At 72.2% G+C, this 23708-nt stretch carries 20 protein-coding genes; 17 read left to right on the forward strand and 3 right to left on the reverse strand.

The window, feature by feature from the left end:
• The first annotated feature begins 86 nt into the window (after positions 1 to 86).
• The 15 genes from ACFY36_RS10175 to ACFY36_RS10245 all read left to right on the forward strand — a co-directional run bounded on the left by ACFY36_RS10175 (position 87) and on the right by ACFY36_RS10245 (position 16519).
• Positions 87 to 500 (forward strand): hypothetical protein, encoded by a 414-nt coding sequence (locus ACFY36_RS10175; protein ID WP_499745585.1) that lies wholly within the window; start codon positions 87 to 89, stop codon positions 498 to 500.
• A complete protein-coding gene (locus ACFY36_RS10180) occupies positions 497 to 1249 on the forward strand; it encodes a vWA domain-containing protein (RefSeq protein WP_499745586.1) in 753 nt (250 codons plus the stop codon). Before ACFY36_RS10175 ends, ACFY36_RS10180 begins: the two co-directional genes overlap by 4 nt.
• Positions 1246 to 1989: a PP2C family serine/threonine-protein phosphatase gene (locus ACFY36_RS10185; protein ID WP_499745587.1), complete on the forward strand. Its 744-nt coding sequence runs from the start codon at positions 1246 to 1248 to the stop codon at positions 1987 to 1989. Before ACFY36_RS10180 ends, ACFY36_RS10185 begins: the two co-directional genes overlap by 4 nt.
• Positions 1986 to 3011 (forward strand): protein kinase domain-containing protein, encoded by a 1026-nt coding sequence (locus tag ACFY36_RS10190; protein ID WP_499745588.1) that lies wholly within the window; start codon positions 1986 to 1988, stop codon positions 3009 to 3011. The genes ACFY36_RS10185 and ACFY36_RS10190 overlap by 4 nt, the downstream gene beginning before the upstream one ends.
• Positions 3008 to 3634, forward strand: a complete 627-nt coding sequence (locus ACFY36_RS10195) for a 4Fe-4S single cluster domain-containing protein (RefSeq protein WP_499745589.1) — start codon at positions 3008 to 3010, stop codon at positions 3632 to 3634. The genes ACFY36_RS10190 and ACFY36_RS10195 overlap by 4 nt, the downstream gene beginning before the upstream one ends.
• Positions 3631 to 4884, forward strand: a complete 1254-nt coding sequence (locus ACFY36_RS10200) for a hypothetical protein (RefSeq protein WP_499745590.1) — start codon at positions 3631 to 3633, stop codon at positions 4882 to 4884. The genes ACFY36_RS10195 and ACFY36_RS10200 overlap by 4 nt, the downstream gene beginning before the upstream one ends.
• A complete protein-coding gene (locus ACFY36_RS10205) occupies positions 4881 to 6890 on the forward strand; it encodes an AAA family ATPase (protein ID WP_499745591.1) in 2010 nt (669 codons plus the stop codon). The genes ACFY36_RS10200 and ACFY36_RS10205 overlap by 4 nt, the downstream gene beginning before the upstream one ends.
• Entirely contained in the window at positions 6887 to 8431 is a 1545-nt protein-coding gene (locus tag ACFY36_RS10210) for a hypothetical protein (RefSeq protein WP_499745592.1), read from the forward strand. The genes ACFY36_RS10205 and ACFY36_RS10210 overlap by 4 nt, the downstream gene beginning before the upstream one ends.
• Positions 8432 to 8457: 26 nt before the next feature.
• On the forward strand, positions 8458 to 9774 hold the full coding sequence (locus tag ACFY36_RS10215; protein WP_499745593.1) for a hypothetical protein: 1317 nt from the start codon (positions 8458 to 8460) through the stop codon (positions 9772 to 9774).
• Positions 9775 to 9783: 9 nt separating this feature from the next.
• The gene (locus ACFY36_RS10220; RefSeq protein WP_499745594.1) at positions 9784 to 12273 is read left to right on the forward strand and encodes a hypothetical protein; all 2490 of its coding nucleotides are present in this window, start codon (positions 9784 to 9786) and stop codon (positions 12271 to 12273) included.
• Positions 12274 to 12287: 14 nt separating this feature from the next.
• On the forward strand, positions 12288 to 13793 hold the full coding sequence (locus ACFY36_RS10225) for a VWA domain-containing protein (protein WP_499745595.1): 1506 nt from the start codon (positions 12288 to 12290) through the stop codon (positions 13791 to 13793).
• 97 nt (positions 13794 to 13890) lie between these two features.
• Positions 13891 to 14163: a hypothetical protein gene (locus ACFY36_RS10230; protein ID WP_498689006.1), complete on the forward strand. Its 273-nt coding sequence runs from the start codon at positions 13891 to 13893 to the stop codon at positions 14161 to 14163.
• An 11-nt stretch (positions 14164 to 14174) separates the two neighbouring features.
• Entirely contained in the window at positions 14175 to 15566 is a 1392-nt protein-coding gene (locus tag ACFY36_RS10235) for a DUF4331 domain-containing protein (RefSeq protein WP_499745596.1), read from the forward strand.
• Entirely contained in the window at positions 15563 to 15916 is a 354-nt protein-coding gene (locus ACFY36_RS10240) for a phospholipase (protein ID WP_499745597.1), read from the forward strand. The genes ACFY36_RS10235 and ACFY36_RS10240 overlap by 4 nt, the downstream gene beginning before the upstream one ends.
• Positions 15917 to 15973: 57 nt before the next feature.
• A complete protein-coding gene (locus ACFY36_RS10245) occupies positions 15974 to 16519 on the forward strand; it encodes a hypothetical protein (RefSeq protein WP_499745598.1) in 546 nt (181 codons plus the stop codon).
• 1 nt (position 16520) lies between these two features.
• On the opposite strand, the gene ACFY36_RS10250 is transcribed toward ACFY36_RS10245, so the two are convergent.
• Both ACFY36_RS10250 and ACFY36_RS10255 read right to left on the reverse strand, forming a co-directional pair.
• The gene (locus ACFY36_RS10250; RefSeq protein WP_499745599.1) at positions 16521 to 17810 is read right to left on the reverse strand and encodes a radical SAM protein; all 1290 of its coding nucleotides are present in this window, start codon (positions 17808 to 17810) and stop codon (positions 16521 to 16523) included.
• Positions 17807 to 18154, reverse strand: coding sequence for a hypothetical protein (locus tag ACFY36_RS10255; RefSeq protein ID WP_499745600.1), 348 nt, complete (start codon positions 18152 to 18154; stop codon positions 17807 to 17809). Before ACFY36_RS10255 ends, ACFY36_RS10250 begins: the two co-directional genes overlap by 4 nt.
• Positions 18155 to 18317: 163 nt before the next feature.
• Between ACFY36_RS10255 and ACFY36_RS10260 the strand changes: the two genes are divergently transcribed.
• Together ACFY36_RS10260 and ACFY36_RS10265 are read left to right on the forward strand one after the other, a co-directional pair.
• The gene (locus tag ACFY36_RS10260) at positions 18318 to 21128 is read left to right on the forward strand and encodes a helix-turn-helix transcriptional regulator (RefSeq protein WP_499745601.1); all 2811 of its coding nucleotides are present in this window, start codon (positions 18318 to 18320) and stop codon (positions 21126 to 21128) included.
• A 35-nt stretch (positions 21129 to 21163) separates the two neighbouring features.
• Positions 21164 to 21853 (forward strand): LuxR C-terminal-related transcriptional regulator, encoded by a 690-nt coding sequence (locus ACFY36_RS10265; protein ID WP_499745602.1) that lies wholly within the window; start codon positions 21164 to 21166, stop codon positions 21851 to 21853.
• On the opposite strand, the gene ACFY36_RS10270 is transcribed toward ACFY36_RS10265, so the two are convergent.
• Entirely contained in the window at positions 21850 to 23700 is a 1851-nt protein-coding gene (locus tag ACFY36_RS10270) for a hypothetical protein (RefSeq protein ID WP_499745603.1), read from the reverse strand. The genes ACFY36_RS10265 and ACFY36_RS10270 overlap by 4 nt on opposite strands.
• Between the last annotated feature and the right edge of the window lie 8 nt (positions 23701 to 23708).

The following is a 23708-nucleotide window of genomic DNA, read 5'->3' on the forward strand; positions in this document are numbered from 1 at the left end:
CGATCGGGTGACGGTCTCGACAGGGACGACCGCTTGCTGTCCGTCAGTACTGGGGCGACAAGCAGTCCGACCCTGGAGGCACGCTCATGCAGACCGTCTCCGTGCCTCCGCGAAAGAAGCGGGCGGGCGCGTTGCTGGCCGGCACCCTGCTGCCGGTCGCCGGGGCCCTCGCGGCCGGCGCCGCCCTCGCCGGCGACGACGACTTCAACCCGGCGGCCGGCGCCGCCGCCGGGCTCGTCCTCGCCGCCGGCGCCGTCCTGCTTCTCCTGCCGCGCCCGGAGGCGGAGGACGACCCCGAGATCGCCGAATTCCACGGGAGGCGGCCCGAGCCGGGCGCCACCGTCCGGGTCCGGGCCCACTTCGGGCCGGCCGGCGGCTACGTCGAGCACGACGGCCTGCTCCTCTGGGCCACGGCGGCGCCGGGCGCGGGCGAGCTGACACCGGGAACGCTCTGCCGGGTCGAGACGGCCGGCGGCGAGCTGACGGTGACCCGGGCATGACCTCACCCGCCGGCTTCCCGCCCGTACAGAGCAGCAAGAGCCGGCTGCTCATCACCCTCGTGGTCGACACGTCGTCGTCGATGGCCCGCGACGACGCCATCGGGCAGCTCAACGAGGCGCTGCGGTCCTGGCGCGAGAGCGTGCACGCCGACAACCACCTGCGGCACATCAGCGAGATCGCCGTCGTCACCTTCGGGGCCGGTGGCGTACGCGTCGTCGACCCCACCGGGCACGAGCGGGGCGGCGAGCCGTACGCGCCGATCACCCGCTTCCAGCCGCCGACGCTGCGGGCGGGCGGCTTCTCGCCGATGGTGGCCGGCATCAAGCAGGGCCTGACGATCATGGACCAGCGGCGGCAGGCGCTCGCCCGCGAGGGCATCCAGATGGCGTACACCCCCCTGGTCTTCCTGCTGACCGACGGCGCGCCCTCCGACGAGCGGGGCAAGCCGTGCGACCTGTGGCGCAACCTGGCCCCGGAGCTGCGCCGGCAGGAGCAGGAGCAGGGCCTGATGTTCTTCGCCTTCGGGGTGCGCGGCGCCGACGCCAAGGTGTTGCAGGCGCTCGCCCCGGACAAGAACTACCAGGCCGACGGCACCGACTTCTCGTCGGTGCTGGGCGCGGTGCGGCAGAGCATCGACCGGGTCGTGCGCAGCACCGAGGGCGTACGGACCGAGGAGATGACGGCCCGGCTCAAGAAGCGCAAGTCGGCCATGGACTGGATCACCGACCATGCGCGGGGAGAGGCATGATGCCCGGCTGGCGGGTGGTGCCGGTGTCGGTGACCGGGCCCGAGCATCTGCGGCAGGGCGCCGGCAACCAGGACGCGTTCGCCTGGCGGGCCGGGGACGGCCGGCTGGTGCTCGCGGTGGCGGACGGGGCCGGTTCGGCCGTACGGTCGGCGACCGGCGCCCGCCTCGCCGTCGACACCGCCTGCGACGCCGCCGACGTCCTCGGGACCATCGACGCGGAACACGCCAGGCGTTACGCGGGGCGGGTCCTGGGTCTGTTCGACCGCCGCCTGGCCCGGCTCGGTGGTGAGCGCCGCGACTACGCCACCACCCTCATCGCGGTCGTCGCGCGGCCCCCGGCGTACGTCTTCCTGGCCGTCGGTGACAGCTTCCTCATCGTCGAGCACCGGGACGGCGGCGCGCATCTGCTCGTGGCGCCCGACAACGGGGATTCGCGCGGCAGCACGGTCTTCCTCACCTCGGACGGCCGGGAGCCGGCGGTGCGCTGCGGCCTGATCGAGGACCCGGAGATCACCGGGCTGGCGCTCTGCAGCGACGGCGTGCTCGACGCCGTGCTGGCCGCCGGGCGCGACGCCGAGGGCCGGCCGGCCCTGCTGGCGCCGGCCGACTTCACGGCCTATCTGCGCATGTTCGCCGATCCGGCGGCCCGGCCGGCCGACCTGGACGAGCGTCTCCGGTCACCCGACTTCACCGCCAGCTCGGCCGACGACAAGACGATGGTCCTGGCGGTGCGCGCATGACCCTCTACATCGAACCGGGCCGCCCGATCAACCTGGGCCCGCTCGTGCCCCTGGGCGAGGGCGGCCAGGGCGTGGTGCTGGGCCTGCCCGACGAGCCCGAGGTCTGCTTCAAGTTCTTCCTCGAGCCCTCCGAGGACCTCGACCGCCGGGTCAACGGCCTGCTCAAGCAGCGGCCGACCGAGTGGCCGGACGGCGGCGAGCAGGTCATCGCCTGGCCGAAGTGGCCGCTGCGGGACGAGACGGGCCGGATCCGCTCGGTGGTGCTCCCCCGCTTCGACGGCGCCTCCCTCTACGCGCTGTTCGACGCCGACCAGCGCCTGGAGTTCCTGGACCGCCCGACCTGGGCCACCTGCCTGCAGGCGGCGATCCGGATCAGCTCGATCTACCGGCAGCTGCACCGGGTCGACGTGGTCGTCGGCGACGTGAGCCCGAACAACCTGATCGTCGACCGGTCGGGCCGGATCGCGCTGATCGACTGCGACAGCGTGCAGTTCGTCGACGACTGGTCCCGCGAGGTCTTCCCGGCCGACGTGGCCACCCGCGAGTACTGCTCGCCCGAGGCCCTGCGCAGCCCGATCCGCCACCTGGCCCCGTCGCACGACCTGTTCGGCATGGCGATCCTGCTCTGCCAGCTGCTGATGGACGGCGACCACCCGTTCGAGGGCCGGCCGTTGCGCGGCCCCGACCGCGGCGTCGAGGGCAACATCCGGGAGGGCACCAGCGCCCTGTTCACCCCGGAGCGGCTGGTGCCGGTGGCCGGCCGGCTCGACCTGCGGGTGCTGCCCACGGTGGTCCAGCAGCTCGCGTTCCGCGCGCTCTCCCAAGGGCACACCCAGCCGCACGTACGGCCGAGCGCCGCCGAGTGGGAACGGGTGCTGCGCGGCGTGCTCAACGACCTGCTCGGCTGTCCCCGCCACGCCAACCACTTCTTCCCGGCCGCGCTCGGGCGGTGCCCCTGGTGCGCCCGGTACGACGCCGGCATCGCCGACCACTTCCCGCTGAGCTCCCGGAGGCCGCGATGACGACACTCGACGTGGCCGAGACGCATCCGGCCTGCACGGTCCTCGGACCCGGCCGCCGCTACGTGGTCTGGGTGCAGGGCTGCGGCATCGGCTGCGCGGAATGCGTGAGCCCGCAGTGGATCCCGTTCGACCACACCCGCGCCCGCGACGTGGCCGGGCTGGCCGGCGAGATCGCCGAACGGGCCGACGACGGCCTGACCATCAGCGGCGGCGAGCCGTTCGCCCAGGCCGACGCGGTGGCCGAGCTGGTGGCGGCGGTCCGCGCGCGCCGCGACCTGTCGGTGATGAGTTACACCGGCTACACGCTGGAGCATCTGCGCGCGCACGGCACTCCCGGTCAGCACCGGCTGCTGGCCCAGCTCGACCTGCTGGTGGACGGCCCCTTCCTGGCCCACCGGCAGGCGGCGCTGCGCTGGCGCGGCTCGGCCAACCAGCGCCTGCACTTCCTCACCGGCCGGCACGCCGCCCTGCGCGGCGACGCGGACCTCAGCGCCGGCCTCCAGATCGAGGTCGCGGCCGACGAGACCGTGCGCTGGCTCGGCGTGCCACCCGTACCGGGCTTCCGGCAGTGGATCGAGAACCGGCTCGACCTCGAGCCCCTTGAGCAGGAGCGAAACCTATGAGCGGATCCCCGAAGTACCAGACGGTGTCGAGCGGCGAGATCCGCCGGCGGCAGGCCGAGGAGGCGCGCAAGCGCCGCGAGGAGCAGCGCAGGGAGAAGGAGCGGCAGCGGCTGGCGGCGGCCCTGGAGCGGGCCCGGACGCTCGCCCTGCGCCGGGCCGAGGAGGTGGCCGAGCGGGCGGCCGCGCTGCGCCGCGAGGCGGAAGGGGCCGGGCTGGCCGGCGACCAGGCGGCCGAGAACCGGCTGGAGCAGGCCCGCGACCAGATCCGCTCGGCCGCCGACCGGGCCGCGGTCGGCGCCGCGGCCGGGATCGCCGAGGAGGTCGAGCGCTCGCTGGTGGGCCTGCGCCAGCACATCGACGACCACCAGCGGCAGCAGGCCCAGGAGCGGGTGGAGGCGGTGGCCGCGCAGCTCGCCGGCATCCCGGCCGACGTCCGGGCCCGCTACGACCGGAACGGGGCCGAGGAATGCGAGGAGCTGCTCGGCACGGCCCGCCGCTACGCCGGCCAGGCGCCCGCCAAGTCCGACACCCGGGCCGAGACCGCGGCCCAGGCCGTGCGGGAGCACCTCGACAAGGTCCTCACCCGCCGGGCCGAGGACGAGGCCCGCACCACGGCCGCCCGGGAGGCCGCCGAGGAGGTCTACCACCGCTTCGCCGAGCTGCGGGCCGACGCCGAGCAGGCCCGCGTGCCGCTGCCGGACTCCGACCGCATCGACGAGCGGCTGCACGACATGGCCACGGCCGTGCGCCAAGGCGACCCGGGCCGGGTGCTGGCCGCCCTGCCCGAGCTCACCGGCCTGGTCGACCGGGCCGAGGCCGCGCTCGACGGGCACATCGACCGGGTCATCGAGCGCCGCGAGCTGCTCAACTCGATCATCCAGGCGCTGCCCGAGGCCGGGTTCTCGGTCGACCGCGACAGCTTCGTGCAGCGCGAGGACGGTGCGATGGAGCTGCGGGCCGGTAGCACGGACGGGCAGCAGTTCGCGGTGCTGCTGCGCGACGGCGCCGGAAACGCCACCGAGGTGCTCTACAGCACCGACACGATGCACGAGGCGGTCGCCGCCGGCGACGGCAAGGCCGGCGAGTGCGGATCGCTGCTGTCGGTCATCGAACGGCTCAGCGAGCGGAGCCGCCGCGAGGGCTTCGAGCCCGGGACGGTCCAGTGGGACGACGAGGACGGCGACCAGCCGCCGCCCGCCGCCTACGCCCGGTCGAGCCGGCCGGCGCCGCACGGGCGGACGGCCGGATGAGGAGCGACACGCCCCGGGTGGCGGCCTGGCTGGTCCGGGCCTTCCACGAGCTGCAGCGCGGCCGGCACCTGCTCGTGCACGGCCACGTCGACGAGCTGGTCCGCTGGGATCACGAGTACCTGCCGCTGGCCGAGGTGCTGGCCGAGTTCCTGGCCGGGGCCGGCTTCGAGATCGTGGGCCGGCACAGCCTGGTCGACGGCCTCACCTATCACGACGACAACGCCCGGATGCTGGCCGAGCGGGCGGGCCGCACCGCGCCGTCCGCACTGCCCGCCCAGTCGGCGCCGTCCGCTCTGCCCGCGACGTCCGCTCTGCCCGCGACGGCCGCGGACCGGCCGAACGGCAACTGGGCCCCGTTCGGCGGCGGCGATCAGCAGCCGAGCCGCCGCGCCCACCGGCTCGCGCAGTCCGAGGCGAGCACCCGCGAGGCGCTCGGCAACGCCCCACCGGCCCGTCCCCGCACCACCACCGAGGCCCTGATCACCATCCGGCAGCTGCTGACCCAGCGGCGCACCCCCAGCGCCATCATCGTGGACGCGGCCGACCTGGTCGTCGGCGACGAGGCCCAGCCGGACGAGCGTCGCCCCGTGAACATCGCCCACGTCCGCCGGATGCTCGGCGACGCGGCCCGCACCGACGTGCTGGCCGGCGGGCAGCCGCTGCGCAACACCCTCGTCTTCGTCTGCCGCGAGATCGGCTCGCTGCCGGAGTGGCTGCGCGAGAGCCCCGACGTGGCCACCGTGCTGGCCGAGCTGCCCAGCGCCCAGGAGCGCGAGGACCTGCTCCAGCGCCAGATCAACGACTTCCACGGCGCGTCCGGGGCCGGGCCGGACTCGCTGCGGCAGGCGGTCACGACGCTGGTCACGCTGACCGACGGGATGGGTGTCCGCGACATCCAGGCGCTCCAGGTGACCTCGCGGATCACCGAGATCGGCCCGAACTCGCCGCGCAAGCTCGTGGCCCGGCACCGGTTCGGCGTCCGCGACGACCCGTGGGAGCACCTGGACATGGACCGGGTCCGCGACGCCGAGCGGGCCCTCAACGCCCGGGTCATGGGCCAGCCCACGGCCGTCCGGGCCGTCTCCGACGCGCTGGTCAACGCGCGGGTCGGCATCGACTTCGTGGCCGGCGACGCCGACGTCGGCAGCCGGCCCAAGGGCGTGTTCTTCTTCGTCGGCCCGACCGGTGTCGGCAAGACCGAGCTGGCCAAGGCCGTGGCCGAGCTGGTCTTCGACGACGAGACGGCGCTGCGCCGCTTCGACATGAGCGAGTTCAGCCAGGAGCACACGAGCGAGCGGCTCACCGGCGCCCCGCCCGGTTTCATCGGGCACGAGCAGGGCGGTGTGCTGACCAACTGGATGCTGGAGCGGCCGTTCAGCGTGATCCTGTTCGACGAGATCGAGAAGGCCCACCCGAAGATCTTCGACAAGTTCCTCCAGATCATCGACGACGGCCGGCTGACCGACGGGCAGGGCCGTACGGCGTACTTCTCGCACTCGATCGTCATCTTCACCTCCAACGTGGGCGCCTCCACGCTCCAGCCGGCCCATCCGGGCGCCCCGCCCGGCTACGAGTTCATCCGGCGGCACTTCACCGACGAGGTGACCCGGTTCTTCACCCAGGACCTGGGGCGGCCGGAGCTGCTGGGCCGCCTCGGCAGCGGCGTCGTCGTCTTCGACATCCTGCGCGAGCAGGTGATCCGCAGCATCGCCGGCAAGTTCCTCGAGCAGATCATCGTGTCGGCCCGGGCCCGCGGCTTCGAGCTGATCCTCGACCGGGAGGCGATCGACCGGGCCGTCGTCGAGCAGGTCATGGTCTCCGGGGCCGATCTGGGGGCCCGGCCCATCCGCGATCCGTTGCTGGAGCAGTGGATCCGGGTTCCGCTGAACCGCTGGATCATGGCGAACCAGCCGCCGCCGGGCACCCGGATCCTGATCCACCGCACGGCCTCGTCGCCGCCGTTCGGCGTCATGACCTATCCCGGGCACGGCGGTGACGCCGGATGAGCACCGACGCCGCACCCCGGTCGATGGACGAGCTGCTCACCGAGGTCACCGCCCTGGAGACCCTCGAAGAGCTTTCGAGAGAGCAGTTCGAGAGGTACGTCGAGGCGGAGGCGACCCTGGAGCAGGGGCTGCTGGCCGAGGCCACGAGGCTGCTGCTGGCCGTCGAGCACGACCGGTCGGTGCAGGTGCTCGACATGGTCACCGAGCTCAACCAGACCCTGCGCCGGATCGCCGCCCGCGAGGCGTCGCGCCCCGGCCGCACGCCTGAGGAGAGCGAGTTCTACGGGTGGTGGCGCTCGGCCGCCGACGGGCTGCTGCTGATGGTCGAGGGCCAGCGGCACATGACGACCGCCGAGCAGTACCGCATCCAGGGCGACCTGGAGAGCGCGAGCGAGCACCTGCGCCAGGGCTACGAGCTGTTCGACGACCTCTCCGAGAGCGACCATCCGCAGGCGCCGGTCGGTGAGATCCGCAAGCGGGTCGCGGTGGCCACGGCCCAGCTGTACGACTCGATCGGGCAGTCCCGCATCGGCAACTACCGGGGCGCGCACGACCTGCTCGACAGCGTCCGGGCCGGTTTCGACGAGCTGCTGGCCGAGATCGCCGAGGTCGACACCGACGACCTGCCGCCGCTGCGCGCGGTCCTGGCCGAGCTGGTCCGCGACCTGAACGGCTCGATGGTCGACATCGCGGCCCTGCAGGGCGTGGTCGAGATGATGATGGCCGGGCACGCGGGCCGGTTCCGCGACATGATCGTCACCGGCACGGCCGCCCTGGAGTCGTACCAGATCTCGCTGAACGCGGCCAGCGCCTCGGCCGCCGGCCGGCACGTGCTCGCCCTGCGCCGGCTCGAGATGGGCACCATCTCGTTCTGGATCGCCTACGCCGAGTCCGAGATCGCCGTCGACGACGGGAGCTGGGACCGCGCCGGCGAGTTCATCCGCAAGGCCCGCCGCCATCTCATGGACATCAACCGGCTCGGGGTCCGCAACCAGGAGGTCGGACTGACCGCGCAGCGGCCGGACATCTCCACGCTGGAGTTCATGCTGGCCGGCCTCGACCGGCGGGCCGAACGGGAACGCCGGCTCCGCGAGGACAACAAGGACCTGCGGGCGTCCCTGCACCGCGCTCAGCTCAGCAACATCAACGTCTACAACAGCGCCGAGGCGCGGCAAGGAGCAACCACCATGGGCGACTCGTTCCAGTTCAACGCCCCGGTGCAGAACACCGGGAACATGGGTGGCGGCAACAACCAGGCCACCACCCACCAGGCCGCGCAGGACGCGGGCGGCCCGGCCGACCTGCGCCGGCTGGCCGACCAGCTGGCCCAGCTGCGCGCGGTCCTGGAGACCGGCCCGCGCACGCCGGTCGAGCAGGAGTCCATCGAGCAGGTGCGCCAGGCCGAGACGGCGGCCCGCTCCGGCGACGAGAACACCATGCGCAGCCACCTGGCCGGTGTCGGCCGGTGGGTGCTGGGCGTCGCCGAGCGGATCGGCGTGGAACTGGCCACCACCGCCCTGCGGGCGAGCATCGGCGCCTGAGCCGAGACCCACGACAAGGAGCCGACATGACCATCTGGACCTCCGGCAACAACAATCACGCCGACGAGCCGGACGACGGCCTGGTCGACGACCCGATGCCGCCCACCGGCAACAACCGGCCACCGCGCCAGTCCGACCGCGGCGCCGGCCCGGCCGACCCGGCGCAGGGCGCCCGGCCCTCGGCTCCGGCCAACCCGTTCGCCATGTTCGACGACACCACGGCGCCGCCGCGCCGCCCGCAGCCCGCCCCCGCCGAGAACCTCGAGCCACCGCCGTCGCCGCTCGGCATCAACGTGCCGCCGATCCCGATGGACACGCCGGCGGCCCCGCCGCCGAGCAACAGCAACCGCACGATGACCGAGCCGGCGCCGCTGCCGATCCCCGGCGGCATGCGCCCCGGCCAGGTGCAGGACTCGACGGTCCGGATCGGGCTGTGGGGATCAACCCGGTCGGGCAAGAGCACCTATCTGGCCGCGCTGCCGATCGCCGCCATGCAGGGCGGTCACGGCTCGTGGGTGGTGGCCGGCACCGACGACCTGGCCGCCGACTATCTCAACCAGAGCGTCAACCGGCTGGTCGTGCAGCGGCGCTTCCCCCGGCCCAACCGGGTCATCGAGCCGATCAGCTGGACCTTCCACGGCACCCCGCCGCCGGCCGGCTGGGGCCGCGCCTTCTTCTCCAAGCGCAAGCCGGTGCCGGACTCGGTGGACTTCCGGCTGGAGCTGCACGACCCGCCCGGCTCCTTCTACGAGAACGGCCGCATCAGCGAGGAGGCGATCGAGCATCTGGCCAACGCCAACGGCCTGATCTACCTGATGAACCCGGTGCTCAACCGCAACGAGATCCAGATGAACTTCGAGGCGTTCTTCAGCGCCCTCCAGCGGCTGACCACCCGCATGTCGGCCTCGGGCCAGATGGACAGTGGCAAGCTGCCGCACTACGTCGCGGTCTGCGTGACCAAGTTCGACGACGAGCACCTGTTCCGCCACGTCGTCAGCAACACGAACTTCGTCCGGCAGGACCAGGACGGTCAGCGCCTGCCGCGCATTCCCCACGAGCGCTCGGCCGAATATTTCGCCTGGGTCTGCGAGCGGCTGCTCGGCGGCAACACCGAGCTGGTGCGCTCGGCGCTGAGCACCCATTTCCACGAGGACCGGATCAACTTCTTCGCGACCTCGGCCATCGGGTTCCGGCTCAACAGCAACAACATCTTCGACTTCCGCGACTTCCGCAACACCGAGCAGATCGACGGCGACACCGGGCTGCGCGGCATGCCGAGGCCGATCAACGTCCTGGAGCCGCTGATCTTCCTCGAGCGGCGCATCCGCGCCGCTCGGCGGTAGGGAAGCGGCATGTACCCGAGCACGGCGGCCGGTGACCCGGCTGCGACAGCGGCCACCCCGGTGCGGGCCGGTTGGGCGCTGTTCGGCAAGCACGCGGGCCAGACGATGGACTACACCATCCTCGAGGGCAGCATCCGCCCGGTGATGGCCGAGCAGTACATCCGCATGGGCCTGACCGCGCACGCCGACGACGAGGCGCTGGGCCGGGCCGAGGCGCTGCCCTGGCTCAGCTTCGTCGGCACGGCCGGCGAGCCGGCCACGGCGTCCTGCGTCATGCGGGTCGACTGGAGCGACCGGCGCGACGGCACCGGCCAGGTCGTCACGCCGACCCGGCTGCTGCTGATCCCGTGGGAGGACGCGGCCCGCGGCCGTACCACCTTCTTCGACCAGGCCCGCGCCATGACCCTGAGCTGGGAGGAGGTCAACGGCGCGCCGGTGCTGGCCGACACCGACGGCGTCTCGTTGTCCCTGCACCCCGACCACGCCGAGGTGTCGGAGACGGCCATCGAGCAGGTCGGCCCCGAATGGGCGGCCGCGGTGGCGGCGCTGCTGCTCGAGGGACGGCAGGTGGTGATCGCCATCGACCGCGCGCCGGTGTCGCTGGGCCAGCGGCTGCGCTATCTGGACGCCGTGTTCGGCCTGCTGCCCTACGCCTACCGGGCCCGGCTGAGCGCCGCCACCTGGGCCAGCTACCGGGTCAAGCACACGATGCGCCTCTCGATCGCCGAGCGGGCGGTGGCCGGGCAGATCGAGGTGAGCCCCGGCCAGCCGCCGGCCGAGCCGCAGGGACCGGAGGCGGCCGAATATCTGCGGATCCTGCGTGCTCTGACGAGCAAGGGGCTGACCTGGCGCCAGATCGTCGCCCACCTGGCCCAGCAGGGCGATCCCGCGCGCTGCCGGAGCGCCTCGGACGCGGTCGACCTGCTGGCCATGATGGACCTCTCGGCCTCGGTCTACCGCGACATCGTCAACGAGCGCGGGTCGGCGGTCCGCGTGGCGCAGGTGCTCGACACGTTCGGCTGGGAGGGTTTCGAGACGGCCGCGCGGCAGGCCGTGGTCGCCGGGTTCCTGGCCGGGGCCGCGGCCGGGGGCGACATGGAGGCCCAGGCGGTGGTCGCCGCGCACTGGTCGGCCGAGCCGGTGGTGGCCGAGGTGAACCAGCGGGTGTTCGCCGATCTCACGGCCAACCGCATCGACGCGCTGCGGGTCTGGTTCGCGCTCGCCCTGCGCTACGGCCCGAGCTGGCCGCAGACATTGCTGATCAAGGTGACCGGAATGGTCACCGAGCATCCGACCGGAGCGACCGTCACCGGCTGGCGCAAGCTGCTGGCCCGGCCGCCGGAGGGCACGGACTTCGCCGACCCGGAGATCCACCGGCTGTTCCTGGCGCGGGCCGGTGCGACCGCGACGCTGCTGACCACGTTCCGCTTCGACGCCGCCGGGATGCGCGGGCTGGACGCGCTGAGCGACCTCTGGCTCACCACCGTGCAGAACCAGCGGTCCTGGGTCAGGCCGGTGATCGCCGCGGTGAAGGGCAACTCGCGCGACATCTCGACCGCGCTGGTCGACATGATGTACAGCCACTGGCCGGGCGGCGTGCCGTACGTCCTCGAGGTCGCCGTGACCACCGGCCACTTCGACACCGTGATCGTGCCCATGATCCCGACGCTGGCCGCGGCGATGACCCAGTCGCCGGAGCACGAGGCGAGCATCCTGTCGGCCCTGCGCCGCCTCCGGGAGAACCGGGCGCTGCCCTCCCCGGCGTCGCAGGGCTTCATCGACGGGCTGATGCTGGTCGGGGAGAACAGCGCGCCCTTCCTCAACCGGACCCGGGGACGGCCGCACGACGCCTACACCGCCGCGCTGTGTCAGGTCGTCAGCCTGCCCGTGGTGGCGCGGCGGCGCACGGCCATCATCGACGGCCTGCTGAGCATCCTGCTCACCGACACCGCCACGGGCGAGGGGATCCGCCGGGCGGTGGCGGTGGCCAGCCAGGTGGGACCCGAGCTGATCGACCGGATCGCGCAGTACGTGAGCGCGTACTGCTACAGCCACCCCGACGAGATCGCGTCGCTCCAGTTGGGCCCGCAATGGCGGGCGCGGCTGGACGACTCCCTCATGCGATACAACGAGTTCGCCGAGCACTGCCGCACCGGCGCGCCCGGCGAGCGGATCGCGGGGGACCTCCTGGAACTGCTGGGCAACATCCCGCCGCAGCTGCTGGTGCAGCCCTTCCAGACCTGGCTCACCCCGGACCGGTCGTTGCAGGACGTCTTCATGGCGCGCCGGATCCTGTTCGTGCACGGCACGGCCGACGACCGTTACGAGGAGTTCGCCGGCTACATGATGTCCCTCATCTACCACGGCCCGTTGCGGGATCCGTACGCGAGGCACGTCGACGATCTGCTGGGCGCCGCTCGCAGCGAGCAGGACCAGCTCAAGAAGGCCAAACAACAGTGGGGCAACCAGCGCGGCTGGGCCTGGTTCCTCCGCCGGTGACAAGAGGAGCAACGATGATGCAGTTCACCCGTCGCGTCGCGGCCGTGAGCGCCGTGGCGCTGGCGCTGGTCGTGCCGCTGTCGGCGCCGGCGATGGCCGACGACAGCCGGGAGGACGTGTTCCGGCGGCTTCAGGTCGACCAGGTGCCGGCCGACTACGTGATCCTCGTGGACACCTCGGGCTCGATGGACGACCTCTTCGGCGGGGTCCGGTCGACGCTCGGCACGTTCCTGTCCGGGCTCTCCCCCACCGATCACGTCGCGTTGTTCACGTTCGACTCCGGCGCCGTGCCCCGCTACATCGGCCCGGCCGGCAACACGGCGCGGATGATGGCCGACCTGCCCGTCGTACCGGACGGGAGCAGCACCGACATCGGCCGGGCCATCGAGCAGGCCGTCTCCGAGCTGGAACGCCCCGGCGCCGCCGCCGTGGCCTCGGTCGTGCTGATCAGCGACGGCGGGCACTATCCGGGCGCCGGAACCGACTATCCGAAGTCCACCGGGACGGCCTGGGATGCTTTGAAGGCGCGGGCCGGCAAGCTGAAGACCACCTCGGTCAAGGGCTACGCGCTACCGCTCAGCGGCGAGAGCGGGGCGCCGCTGCTCGGCTCGGTCATCCGGGACACCACGGTGCTCGACCCCAAGGCGGTCACCCAGCTCGGCGAATATCTGGACCGCAGCAAGGAGGGCGCCCGCCTGGAGAAGGCACGGGTCATGCTCGCGCCCGACCAGGGCAAGGGCGTCACCGCGACCTGGGAGGCGCCGGCCACCGCCGACCTGACCGGCCGTGACGTGCCGGTGACCCTGACCCTGCAGTCGGACACCACGCACACCCCGGTGACCGTGACCGGCCTGAAGGCCGGCATGGCGGGCGGCCCCGACATCGCCGGCGAGATCCCGGAGCAGATCGACCTGGCCCCCGGCGAGAGCCGCACCTTCCCGCTCACCCTGACATGGGACCGCGAGCCGTGGCCGATCCCGTTCCACGACGAGCGCACGTCGACCGGCCCGCTGTCGCTGACCGGGCAGGTCACCGTCCCCTGGGCGGCCGCGCTCAAGCCCGACATCGATCTCAAGACGCCGGCCGGGCCGGCCGGGAACCCGCCCGGGCTCACGGTCTCGTCGACCGTCGGCACCTGGACGGCACAGGCCGTGGCCGCCGCCGTCGCCCTGGTCATGGCGCTGCTGATCGCCCTGATCCTCTATCTGCGCAAGCGGGCGCCGCAGTCGGGCACGCTGGTCGCGATCTCGCCGATGACCGGGCAGGAGGTGGCGCGGTTCCCGTTGCGGGGCCGGGTCACCCGCATCGGCGGCCAGGGCCTGACCGGCGAGGGCACCGTCGTGGCCCGGCGGGTCCCCCGTCAGGCCGCCAACACCGACGGCGTCGAGTACGAGATCAGGTTCCGCGGCCTCGACCGCACCGACACCACCACCCTGCCGTCCCGTGGATCGGTGCTGGTCGGCGGCGTGGCCTTCGAGCACCAGCCGCCGCCGGAGCCGATCCCGGCCGGCCGGCGCTGACTTTTGGGAGCGCTCCTGTTGAACCGTGCGCGGGGTGGATCACGTACTGACCGGCGTCGACACGCATTGCTCCTCGCCCGTCAACGAAAGGCCTCGCATGAGTCGCTCCCGCTACCGCGCACCGGGACGCACCTGGCTGTCCCGCCGCCGAGTCCTCGCCCTCGCCGCGACCGGCGTCGGCGTCTCGGCAGTCTCGGTCGCCGGGCTGAGCCTCGCCGGTGAGAACGAGCCCACGAGTGACGGTTCCCCGCTGGTCATCTCGATCCGGGACGCCAAGAAGGGCACGATCGACGTCTTCTCCGGCCAGAAGCTGAAGACGATCACCGACAAGAAGCTCGTCGCCAGCCTGCTCAAAGCCGCTTCTCGCTAAGGGGATCCGTCATGTCGTCACATCGCGAAGCCCCGGAGATCAGCAAGGACCCGGTGGCCGACAGCTCCGACCTGTACGCGTTCGTCAGCCCCGACGACCCCGACACGGTCACCCTGATCGCCAACTACGTGCCGCTGCAGCTCCCGGCCAGCGGCCCGAACTTCTTCGAGTTCGGCGACGACGTCGTCTACGCGATCCACATCGACGCCGACGGCGACGCCCGGGCCGAGATCACGTACGAGTTCCGCTTCCGCACCGAGCTGCGCAACAACAAGACGTTCCTCTACAACACCGGCCCGATCGAGTCGCTGGACAGCGAGAACTGGAACCGCCGCCAGTTCTACTCGGTGACGAAGGTCGACAAGCACGGCAAGAGCACGGTGCTGGCCACCAAGCTGCCGTGCCCGCCGTGCAACGTCGGCAAGGTCTCGATCGCCGACTACGACGCCCTGGCCGAGGACGCCGTGCACAAGCTGAAGACGGGCGAGAAGGTGTTCGCCGGCCAGCGCGCCGACGCGTTCTTCGTCGACCTGGGCGCCATCTTCGACCTGGGCACGCTGCGCCCGTTCCAGGACAAGCACCTGGTCGGCCAGCAGCTGTTCAACTACGCCGGCAAGGCGGTGAACGCCACCGACAAGACGAACGTGCACAGCATCGCCCTGCAGATCCCGGTCCACCAGGTCCGCCGCGACGGCAAGAAGAAGGTCCGCGGCCGTGACGCGGGCGCGGTGATCGGCGTGTGGACGTCGGCCAGCCGCCAGCAGGTCCAGGTCCGCGACGGGAACTCGTCGGGCGACGTGGCGGTCGGCCCGCAGGTGCAGGTGTCCCGCCTCGGCAACCCGCTGTTCAACGAGGTCATCGTCCCGATGGCCGAGAAGGACAAGTGGAACAGCCTGCCCCCGGCCGAGGACAAGCGCTTCGCCGAGTTCGTGGCCACGCCCGAGCTGGGCGCGCTGCTGCCGGTCCTCTACCCCGGCCTGTTCGACAACCTGGCCGCCCTGAACAAGAAGAAGGAGCCCCGCGCCGACCTGCTGGCCATCCTGCTCACGGGCGTCCCCGACGGCCTGATCGACGGCTTCCAGAACAACACGGGCGACCTCCAGGCCGACATGCTGCGCCTGAACACGGCGATCCCACCGGCCAAGGCGGAGAACAAGTTCGGCGTCCTGGGCGGCGACGTGGCGGGCTTCCCGAACGGCCGCCGGATCGCCGACGACGTGGTCTCGATCTCGCTGCGAGCGATCGCCGGCGCCACGATCCCGCTGGTGAACGCCGACTTCAAGCCGGACGCGGCGGCCGCGCTGGTGGAGCAGGGCCTGAGCATCAAGAACTCGAGCGCCAAGCTGCTGAAGAAGTTCCCCTACCTGGGAACTCCTTTCGACGGCTTCAGCAACCCGTCATGACGCACACCCATCACACCCTGGCCCCTTCCGGCCAGGGCACGGTGATGCTCGACATCGGCGGCACGATCGGCGCCCTGATCATCCACACCGGCGCCAGGTGGCACGGGCACGAGATCGAGGTGAGCCCGGCCGGCGACCCGTCCCACCGCACCCACGCGGCGGTCCGGGCCCGCCACGTCGACGGCGGCGTGACCTATTGCGCGGTCATCGACGCCCTGCCCGCCGGCACCTATCTGGTCTGGCAGAAGGCGGTGAACCCGTTGACCCACCTGGAGGTACGCGGCGGCGCCGTCACCGAGTACACCTGGCCCGCCCACGCCGAACCGGGCCGCGACTTCGTCGCACACTGACGACGCTCCGCTCCGGACATGCCGCGACCAGTTGATCACGGTCGCTATGGTCGCGGCATGTCGCCGAAGCAGAGATATGTGTTGCTGGGCCTCATGGCCGCATTCGTCCTGCTGGTGGCCGGCGGAATCGTCGTGCTGGAAGCGGACAGCCGCCAGGAGCGGGAGCCGGTCATCGCGTACGACGAAGCCCCGAAGGTCTTGCCGGTCCTGAAGTCGCTGGCCGAGGAGCACGTGACGTTCCTGAAGGATCAGAACGGGTGCCACGCGTACGAGGACGACAGGGAACGGCGGGCGAACGACCTCGGGGACACCTGCGCTCCGAGGCACGGCTACGAACAGTTCGACGCCGCGTCGGAGAAGCGCTTCGCCACCCTGCACGACAGGCTGGACGACCTCCCGTACGACGTCTTCTCGATCACCCTCGAGTACGCCCCCGGCGGCACCCCCGCCAAAGCCGGGTTGATGGTCGACACCGTCAACCCGTTCAAGCGGGACACCCTCTACTACGAGCCCGGTCACGCACTCCCCACCAGCGTGAACCAGGACGTCGAGTGCTACACCATCGACGCGGACTGGTACTACTGCTCAGAAGACTGGAATTAGCTCAGCCGCGGGCCGCTATCAGGCGGTTCACCTGCTCGCGGTGGCGGAAGCGGAACGTCGAGCAGCGCGAGTCGGCGAGGCTGGGATTCATGGCGTGATAGGCGCAGCCGCCCATGCAGACCGGCAACGCTATGCAGGAGCGGCAATCGGGGTCGGAGAACGGGTCGTACGTCAGCCATTTCGACAGGCGGTCGTTCTCCTTCGGCCAGTCCCGGAGGTTGCCGATCACCTCGCGGGGGTCGCCCACCGTCTCGGTGCACTTGTAGAGCTCGCCCCGGCTTCCGACGATGAGCTCGTTGGCGCGGACCGCCGTGCACGGCGCGCCGAGCGGGCGGGGAGCCGATGTTCTGAAGCCCAGACCGCCCGCCAAGGTGATGAATTGTTGTTCGGCCTCGGCGAAAGCGGAACGCGTCAGGCACTCGGTGGCGTAGCCGGCGCTGGGGGCCAGCGGGTTCACCCGGGCCGGCAGCACGTGGCCGGGGTGGACGCTCACGCGACCGGACAGGCCCGCCCCGGCCAGCAGGTGCAGCAGGCGTGGGTAGTGGGCCAGGTTGCCGGCGTCCAGGTTGACCCGCACCGACACGTGGAGGAGGTTGGCGGCGGTGACGATGTTGGCCAGGATCTGATCGAAAGTGCCCCGGCCACCGGCCAGGGGGCGGCGGCGGTCGTGCTGCTCGGGTGGGCCGTCCAGGGTGATCTGGCAGCGGGTGACGGCCCGGGAGCGCAACTGCTCGGCGACCTCGGCCGTGAGCAGGTAGCCGTTCGTGATGATCTGGGCGTTGTAGGCGGCGCCGGCCTCGGCGGCGCGGGCCAGGAGGCGGTCCGAGAGGCTGAGCAGGGCGGGCAGGCCGACCAGGGGCTCGCCGCCGTACCAGAGGACGGACAACGTCCGTACGGCCGAAAGCCGTTTGTCCACCAACTGCAGCAGGCGCTCCTGGACGTCGTCGTCGAGCAGCGACGGATGCTTGGCCTCGAAGCAGTAGGGGCAGTCGAAGTTGCAGCCCAGGCTGGTGACGATCGTCAGGCGGAAGGCCTGGTCGTCGTGCCGTGATCTCGCGTAGCGGTCGCGCAGCAGCGCCAGCTCGTCCAGCGAGTCCCTGATGATCATCTGGGCGGCGGCGAGGGAGTGCAGAAGGTCCGGGTCGACCGGCGCGCCGTCGTCGCCGGCGAGGAAGCGGGCGATCGGCTCCCGCTGTGCCGACGGCACCTCGACGATGCGGCCGGAGACGCCGTTGTAGACGTGCGACCGCGAGCCGTCGCCGACCCAGATGTTGTAGCGGGACTCCTTCACGGGCTCAGGCCTTCGATGACGGCGGCTTCCGCGGCCGGTCCATGGACGAGCACGATCTGGTTGTCACCCTGTTCCCGCGCCCTCCCGAAGTCCTCGCCCGACACCGCGCCGCAGGCGACGAACGTTCCCGATCCCTCGTCGTTCCCCTCCGCCTCTCCGGCGGTCTGCTCCGTGCTCGCCCTCAGGTCCAGCGGCGCCGGCGCCGGCTTCCGGCCGGAGACCACGTCGTCGACGTACTCCGTCAGCGTCCCGATGGCCCGCTGGATGTCCTCCGGATAGGACGCGAAGACGCGGCCTTCGAGGCGAAAGACGGTAAAACCGGTGCCGCCCAAATTGTCAGACATTGATGGTCGCCCCCTGAGCAATGGATCAATTAAAAATGATCGAGAAATGCCCATCCAATTCGCACACTCGCCTTCGCGAGGGCCGAAGTCAATACGCGGATCAGTCAGACGCGGCGGCCGATAATCAGATGCAGTCTGCGATTCCCCGGGCCTAGCATCAGGCATGGCCAGGCGACCGAGAGTCGTCGCCGCGGCGTGGCCCCAGCCGGCCGTCATGGTGGAACGGGTGCGTGAGCTCGCCGCGCTACGAGCATGCCTGCGTGACATCGGCCAGGGCACGGCCCGGGTCGTGGTCATCGAGGGCGCGGCCGGGATCGGCAAGACCGCGCTGCTCCAGGCCACGCGCGAGCGGGCCCTCGACGGCGGGCTGCGAGTGCTCGCCACCCGGGTGCCCCATCTGAGCACCGCCGCGCCGTACGAGTTGCTGCGCCGCCTTCTCGGGCCTGAGGTGGCCCGCCTCGGCGGGCCGGCCGCGCTGACCGGCGCCGCCGCCTTCGCGGCCCCGCTGTTCACGCCGGGCGCCACCGTCGCGGCCGGCGTCGACTACGGCTGCCAGTGGCTGCTGGCCGGGCTCGCCGACCAGGGACCGCTCCTGCTCGCGATCGACGACGCCCACTGGGCGGACGCCGATTCCCTGCGGGTGGTCGTCGACGCCGCCGAAGACCTGCAACAGGCCCCGATCGCGATCGTGGTGACCGCCCGTCCCGACACGGGCACGGTGGCCGAGCCGTTGCTGGCCCGGCTGGCCACCCTCGACTGGGCCGGCGTCGTCCAGCCGGCGCCGCTGTCCGAGGCCGGCGTCGCGACCCTGCTGCGCTACACGTTCGGCCACGACACGGACGCCTCGTTCACCGCCGCCTGCGCCCAGGCCAGCGGTGGCAATGTCTTCTACCTGCGCGAGCTGGTCCGCCCGTTGAAAGCAGCGGGTCTGTCGCCGGGCTCCCTCACCCCGGCCGACCTGTCCGCGACCGGGCCCGGCGCGCTGGCACACACCATGCGGTGGCGGCTCGGCGAGCTCGGCCCGGTGGCCACCGTCGTCGCCCAGGCCGCCGCCGTGCTCGGCGAGGACGTGCCGCTGGCCGGCGTGGCCGCCCTGGCCGGGGTGGCGGCGGAACCGGCCGGCGATGCCGCGGCCACCCTGCGCGGGTCGTCGATCCTGGCCCGCACGGACCCGGTCGCGTTCCTGCATCCGCTGCTGCGGGCCGCCGTCGAGCAGACGACCGGCCCGGAACGGCTGGGCCGGCTGCACGCCCGGGCCGCGGCCCTGCTGACCACGGCCGGAGCGCCGGCCAGCCGGATCGCCGGACACCTCCTGCACGCGCCGGCCACCGGCTCGCCCGAGGTCGTCGGCCTGCTGCTGGCCGAGGCCCGGCGTGACCTGGACGCCGGCTCGGTCGGCGCCGCGCGCCGGCTGCTGGAACGGGCGGTCGCCGAGCCACCCACCCCGGCCGCCCGCCCCGAGGTCCTGGCCGCCCTGGCCACGGCCGAGCGGGCCACCGGGGCGACGGCCGAGGCGCTGAGCCATCTCACCGAGGTGGTCGACACCGGCGGCCGGGAGGTGGCTCTGAGCGCCCTGGCCGACCTGCTGGAGCTGCTGTACGACCTGGGCGACCACGAGGCGGCGGCGAAACTGCACCGGCGCGCGTTCGACGCCGAACCGTACGGCGACGCGCCGGGCGAGGTGCGGGTGCGCGCCGCCCTGCTCCTGCACGTCGCCAACGGGCACGCCGAGCGGGCGCCGGACCGGCTGGTCGACGTCGACGTTGCCACGCTGCCGATCGGCTCCGGTGAGGAACGCCGCCTGCTGCTGTGCGCCGCCATCCATCACCGCGCCACCGGGAAGTGCCCGCCCGGCGAATTCGTCAGGCACCTGCTGCGTGTCGTCGAGGACCTGCCGTCCGACCGGCCGCTCACCTACTGCGAGGTCCTGGCCGCGCTCGAGGCGGCCGCGTTCCTGGCCGCGGCCGAGGCCATGGGAGAGGCCGAGGCGATCCTGGCCCGCCTGCAACCCGACGTGGCCCGGCTGCGCCGCGTCTCGCCCGAGCTTCAGGCCGAGTGGTCACACCGGACCATCCTCAACAGCCTGCGGCGCGGTCGCTTCGAGGAGACCCTGACCCGGCTGAGCGAGGCGGAGACGTTCGCCGTCCGGCACGGTCTACCGATGTACGCCTCGCTGGCCAGATATGCGCGCGGCTGCACCGAACTGGAACGGGGCGACTATCCGGAGGCCGCGCTGCACCTGCTGAACGGCAACACCGAGGTGCCGTTCGTGGGCGCGCTCGGCGAGCTGCTGTGCGGCCGCCCGGCCGAGGCGCTGAGCCGGCTCGGCCTGCCCACGGCGCTGGACGCCCCGATCACCGAGATCGAGATCGCGTACGAGGCCCATCTCGTCGCCAGCCACGCCTGCGAACTGCTCGGCGATCGGGTGGGGGCGCTGCGCGAGGCCGACCGCGAGTTGCTGATCCGGCGCCGGCACGGACCGTCGTACCGGCTGGCCCTGGCCCTGCGGCGGCGGTCCTCGTTCGCGCCGGCCCGCGAAGCCGTGGCGATGCTGGCCGAGGCGGTCGAGGTGTGTGCCGGCACTCCCCGGCTGCCCGTTCTGGCCCGGGTCCGGGCCAGCCACGGGGCCGCCCTGCGCCGGGCCGGGCGGCTGCGGGAGGCCCGCGCCGAGCTGGCGGCCGCCCTCGACCTGGCCACCCAGGTCGGCCTGGACCGGCTCGCCGGGCGCCTGGCCGGCGAGATCCACGCCGCCGGGGGCCGGCCCCGGCGTACCCGGGTGACCGGGGTCGCCTCGCTCACGGCCGGACAGGCCGCCGTGGCCCGGCTGGCCGCGGCCGGCTGCACGAACCGGGAGATCGCCGAGCGCCTCTACATCACCATCAAGACCGTCGAGACCCATCTCAACGCGGTCTACCGCAAGCTCGCCGTGCCGGGGCGCGACCATCTGACGCAATTCTCAGGGTCGCTACCCTGACGCTCGCGGGCGTCACCGAAGGCGAGGATGCCGTCATGCAGACCATCCGTATCCTCATCGCCGACGATCAGCCGCTGGTCCGCGCCGGGATCGCGGCTCTGCTCGCCGCCCAGCCCGGCATCGTCGTGGCCGCCACGGCCGAGGCCGGGCCCGGCGCCGCCGAGGCCGCCGCCCGGCACCGCCCGGACGTGCTGCTGCTCGACCTGCCGCCCGCCGCCGACGACAAGATCGACCTGATCGGGCGGCTGGTCACCGACACCGCCTGCCACCGAGCCGGCCATCCGGTCCGGGTGCTGCCGATGACCGCCGACTACAGCCCGGAGCGGGCCTGGCAGGCCATGCGGGCCGGCGCCGCCGGCTTCCTGCTCAAGTCGCGCCCGCCCGAGACCCTGATCGGCGCCGTACGGACCGTGGCCGAGGCCGGTGTCTGGCTCGATCCGGTGGTGCTGCGCGACATGCTGGTCGAGCTGGCCTGGCGCCCGGCCGGCGGCCGGAGCCCGTCCCGGCTCGTCGCCCGGCTCACCGCCCGCGAGCGCGAGGTGCTGATGCTGCTGGCGTACGGCCTGGGCAGTGTCGAGATCGCCGAACGCCTGTTCCTGAGCCAGGGCACCGTCCGCACCCACATCGGGCGGATCCTGATGAAGCTGGAGTGCCCGGACCGTACCCGGGCGGTCGTCGTGGCGTACCGCTCCGGGCTGGTCCGTACCGGCGCCGCCGCGGCCTAGGTCATTTCGGCGGTCTTCCTCCGGAGATCCTTGGTGTCCCTGATGGTCTCCGGATCGAAGGCCTTGACCGCCGCCTTGTCATTGAGCATGTCGTCCAGCAGATCGACGGCCTGTTTCGGCTCGGCCCGGCTCGTGCCCAGCCGGTCGTCCTGGTGGTAGAGGTTCGCCCGGCCGTAGTAGATGCCGAGGGCGCGGTTGAGCGCCGCCACGATCGGGTCGCCGGTGCCTTCGGTCCGCCGCCGGTCGGCGCGGACCTCCTGGAGCCGGCCGGCGACCTCGGGGAGCGCGTCCGTTCCGCCGACCGAGAGCCAGACCTGCGAGTCGGCGTCGAGCAGCACGTCGCCGTGCGCCTCGTCGCGCCGGCGCGTCGGATAGGCCACCCGCACGTCGAGCGACTCGCCCAGAACCACCAGCGAGTGACCGTGTGTCGTCCGGTCGGGGATGGCCACCAGCGGCGTCAGGCGGTAGCGGCCGGGCTCGGCGACCAGATAGCCGCCGGCGCCGAAGCTGAGGTAGAGATTGCGCTTCCTCGGCGGATCGCCCTTGGCCAGCGTCTGCGGGCGGCCGGAGACTTCGGCGAGGCAGCGCCGCACGGCCGGTGAGAACGACTGCGCGACGTCGATCCGGATGGGCCCGGGCGCGGGGTTGCGCTCGACCAGGATCTCCAGATATCCCGCTTTGATGTCGAGGACGTCGTCGGGCAGCGAGACCGGGGCGTCGCCCCTGTTCTCCAGGCTGACCTGGAGATAGAGCGGCTGGCCGTACGCGAACTTGGCGCCCCGGGCCGGCGGCCGCAGGGTGAGGCGCAGATCCTTGCCGGGCGTGGACGACAGGAAGGACGGCTTGGCGCCCTTGGCCCCGCTCCAATAGTCGAACGAGCGGAACAGCGACGCCCCCGGCATCACGGCCGGCAGCGCGCCGTGCCGTACGAAATCCAGCTCGTCGTCGTCGAAGCGGCTGCGGTACGCGTCCCAGTAGGCGTCCACCTCACCGCCGCCCCGGAACTTGTCGGGATAGTTCATGACCGACGGCGAGTCGGCGAAGCCGACCGCCCGCTCGAACCGGTGGGCCAGGTTGAGAGCGTGCCCGACCTCGTGCACCATCGTGTACTCGATCTGGCGCTCGGGATTCCGGTCGTGGAAACGCTCGCGGATCTCGTCGACGAAGACGGCGCAGCCCTGTCGCGGGAAGAGCTTGACGTCGAACATCACCCCGTACAGCCCGGCCCGGGTGGCCTGGGACAGGAGCATCAGCTGGACCCGCCAGTCCGGCACGCGCAGGTTGACGTTCTCGGCGGCGTACTTCTTCATGGCGATGTCCAGCACGGTGTAGACGTTGCCGTCGTGCCAGGCCCAGGCCGTGTGCCGCGGGATCCGGGGGCCGCCGTCGATCTCGTTCACCTCGAACCCGGCGCCGTCGAGGGACCGGCGGAGAGCCGCGCGGGCCTCGTCGCGGACCTCGACGCCCTCCTCGACCTCGATCTCGACGCTCAGCCGGCGGAGCCGGTCGCTGCGCCGCTCGACCTTCACCACCAGCGGAGTGCGGGCGGACAGGCCGTTCACCTGCTGGTCGAACCGCAACTTGACGGTCAGGACGTCAGGCCGGTCGTCCTTGCGCCGTACGGACAGCAGCCCCTGGGTGACCCGGCCGTCGGACGACTGGCAGATCACCGGCCAGGGACCCTTGGCGCTCGGCCCGCGGATGCCCGGTGCGAGCCGGAAGGAGGCCAGATAACCGCCGCCCGCCGCCTCCAGGAAAAGATCGCCACTCATCATTCCGGTGTCGTCCTCGCGGAACTCGAGACCGATCCCTTGATCGTTGGCCCCTTTGAATCTTCCATTCCTCATGAATCACA

The sequence above is a fragment of the Actinoplanes sp. NPDC000266 genome (assembly GCF_042899005.1).
GTDB lineage: Bacteria > Actinomycetota > Actinomycetes > Mycobacteriales > Micromonosporaceae > Actinoplanes.

Excerpts from the sequence above, each read along its gene's own strand:
- ACFY36_RS10175 (WP_499745585.1), top strand. The coding sequence starts at position 87 with ATGCAGACCGTCTCCGTGCCTCCGCGAAAGAAGCGGGCGGGCGCGTTG.
- ACFY36_RS10180 (WP_499745586.1), top strand. The coding sequence starts at position 497 with ATGACCTCACCCGCCGGCTTCCCGCCCGTACAGAGCAGCAAGAGCCGG.
- ACFY36_RS10185 (WP_499745587.1), top strand. The coding sequence starts at position 1,246 with ATGATGCCCGGCTGGCGGGTGGTGCCGGTGTCGGTGACCGGGCCCGAG.
- ACFY36_RS10190 (WP_499745588.1), top strand. The coding sequence starts at position 1,986 with ATGACCCTCTACATCGAACCGGGCCGCCCGATCAACCTGGGCCCGCTC.
- ACFY36_RS10195 (WP_499745589.1), top strand. The coding sequence starts at position 3,008 with ATGACGACACTCGACGTGGCCGAGACGCATCCGGCCTGCACGGTCCTC.
- ACFY36_RS10200 (WP_499745590.1), top strand. The coding sequence starts at position 3,631 with ATGAGCGGATCCCCGAAGTACCAGACGGTGTCGAGCGGCGAGATCCGC.
- ACFY36_RS10205 (WP_499745591.1), top strand. The coding sequence starts at position 4,881 with ATGAGGAGCGACACGCCCCGGGTGGCGGCCTGGCTGGTCCGGGCCTTC.
- ACFY36_RS10210 (WP_499745592.1), top strand. The coding sequence starts at position 6,887 with ATGAGCACCGACGCCGCACCCCGGTCGATGGACGAGCTGCTCACCGAG.
- ACFY36_RS10215 (WP_499745593.1), top strand. The coding sequence starts at position 8,458 with ATGACCATCTGGACCTCCGGCAACAACAATCACGCCGACGAGCCGGAC.
- ACFY36_RS10220 (WP_499745594.1), top strand. The coding sequence starts at position 9,784 with ATGTACCCGAGCACGGCGGCCGGTGACCCGGCTGCGACAGCGGCCACC.
- ACFY36_RS10225 (WP_499745595.1), top strand. The coding sequence starts at position 12,288 with ATGATGCAGTTCACCCGTCGCGTCGCGGCCGTGAGCGCCGTGGCGCTG.
- ACFY36_RS10230 (WP_498689006.1), top strand. The coding sequence starts at position 13,891 with ATGAGTCGCTCCCGCTACCGCGCACCGGGACGCACCTGGCTGTCCCGC.
- ACFY36_RS10235 (WP_499745596.1), top strand. The coding sequence starts at position 14,175 with ATGTCGTCACATCGCGAAGCCCCGGAGATCAGCAAGGACCCGGTGGCC.
- ACFY36_RS10240 (WP_499745597.1), top strand. The coding sequence starts at position 15,563 with ATGACGCACACCCATCACACCCTGGCCCCTTCCGGCCAGGGCACGGTG.
- ACFY36_RS10245 (WP_499745598.1), top strand. The coding sequence starts at position 15,974 with ATGTCGCCGAAGCAGAGATATGTGTTGCTGGGCCTCATGGCCGCATTC.
- ACFY36_RS10255 (WP_499745600.1), bottom strand. The coding sequence starts at position 18,154 with ATGTCTGACAATTTGGGCGGCACCGGTTTTACCGTCTTTCGCCTCGAA.
- ACFY36_RS10260 (WP_499745601.1), top strand. The coding sequence starts at position 18,318 with ATGGCCAGGCGACCGAGAGTCGTCGCCGCGGCGTGGCCCCAGCCGGCC.
- ACFY36_RS10265 (WP_499745602.1), top strand. The coding sequence starts at position 21,164 with ATGCAGACCATCCGTATCCTCATCGCCGACGATCAGCCGCTGGTCCGC.
- ACFY36_RS10270 (WP_499745603.1), bottom strand. The coding sequence starts at position 23,700 with ATGAGGAATGGAAGATTCAAAGGGGCCAACGATCAAGGGATCGGTCTC.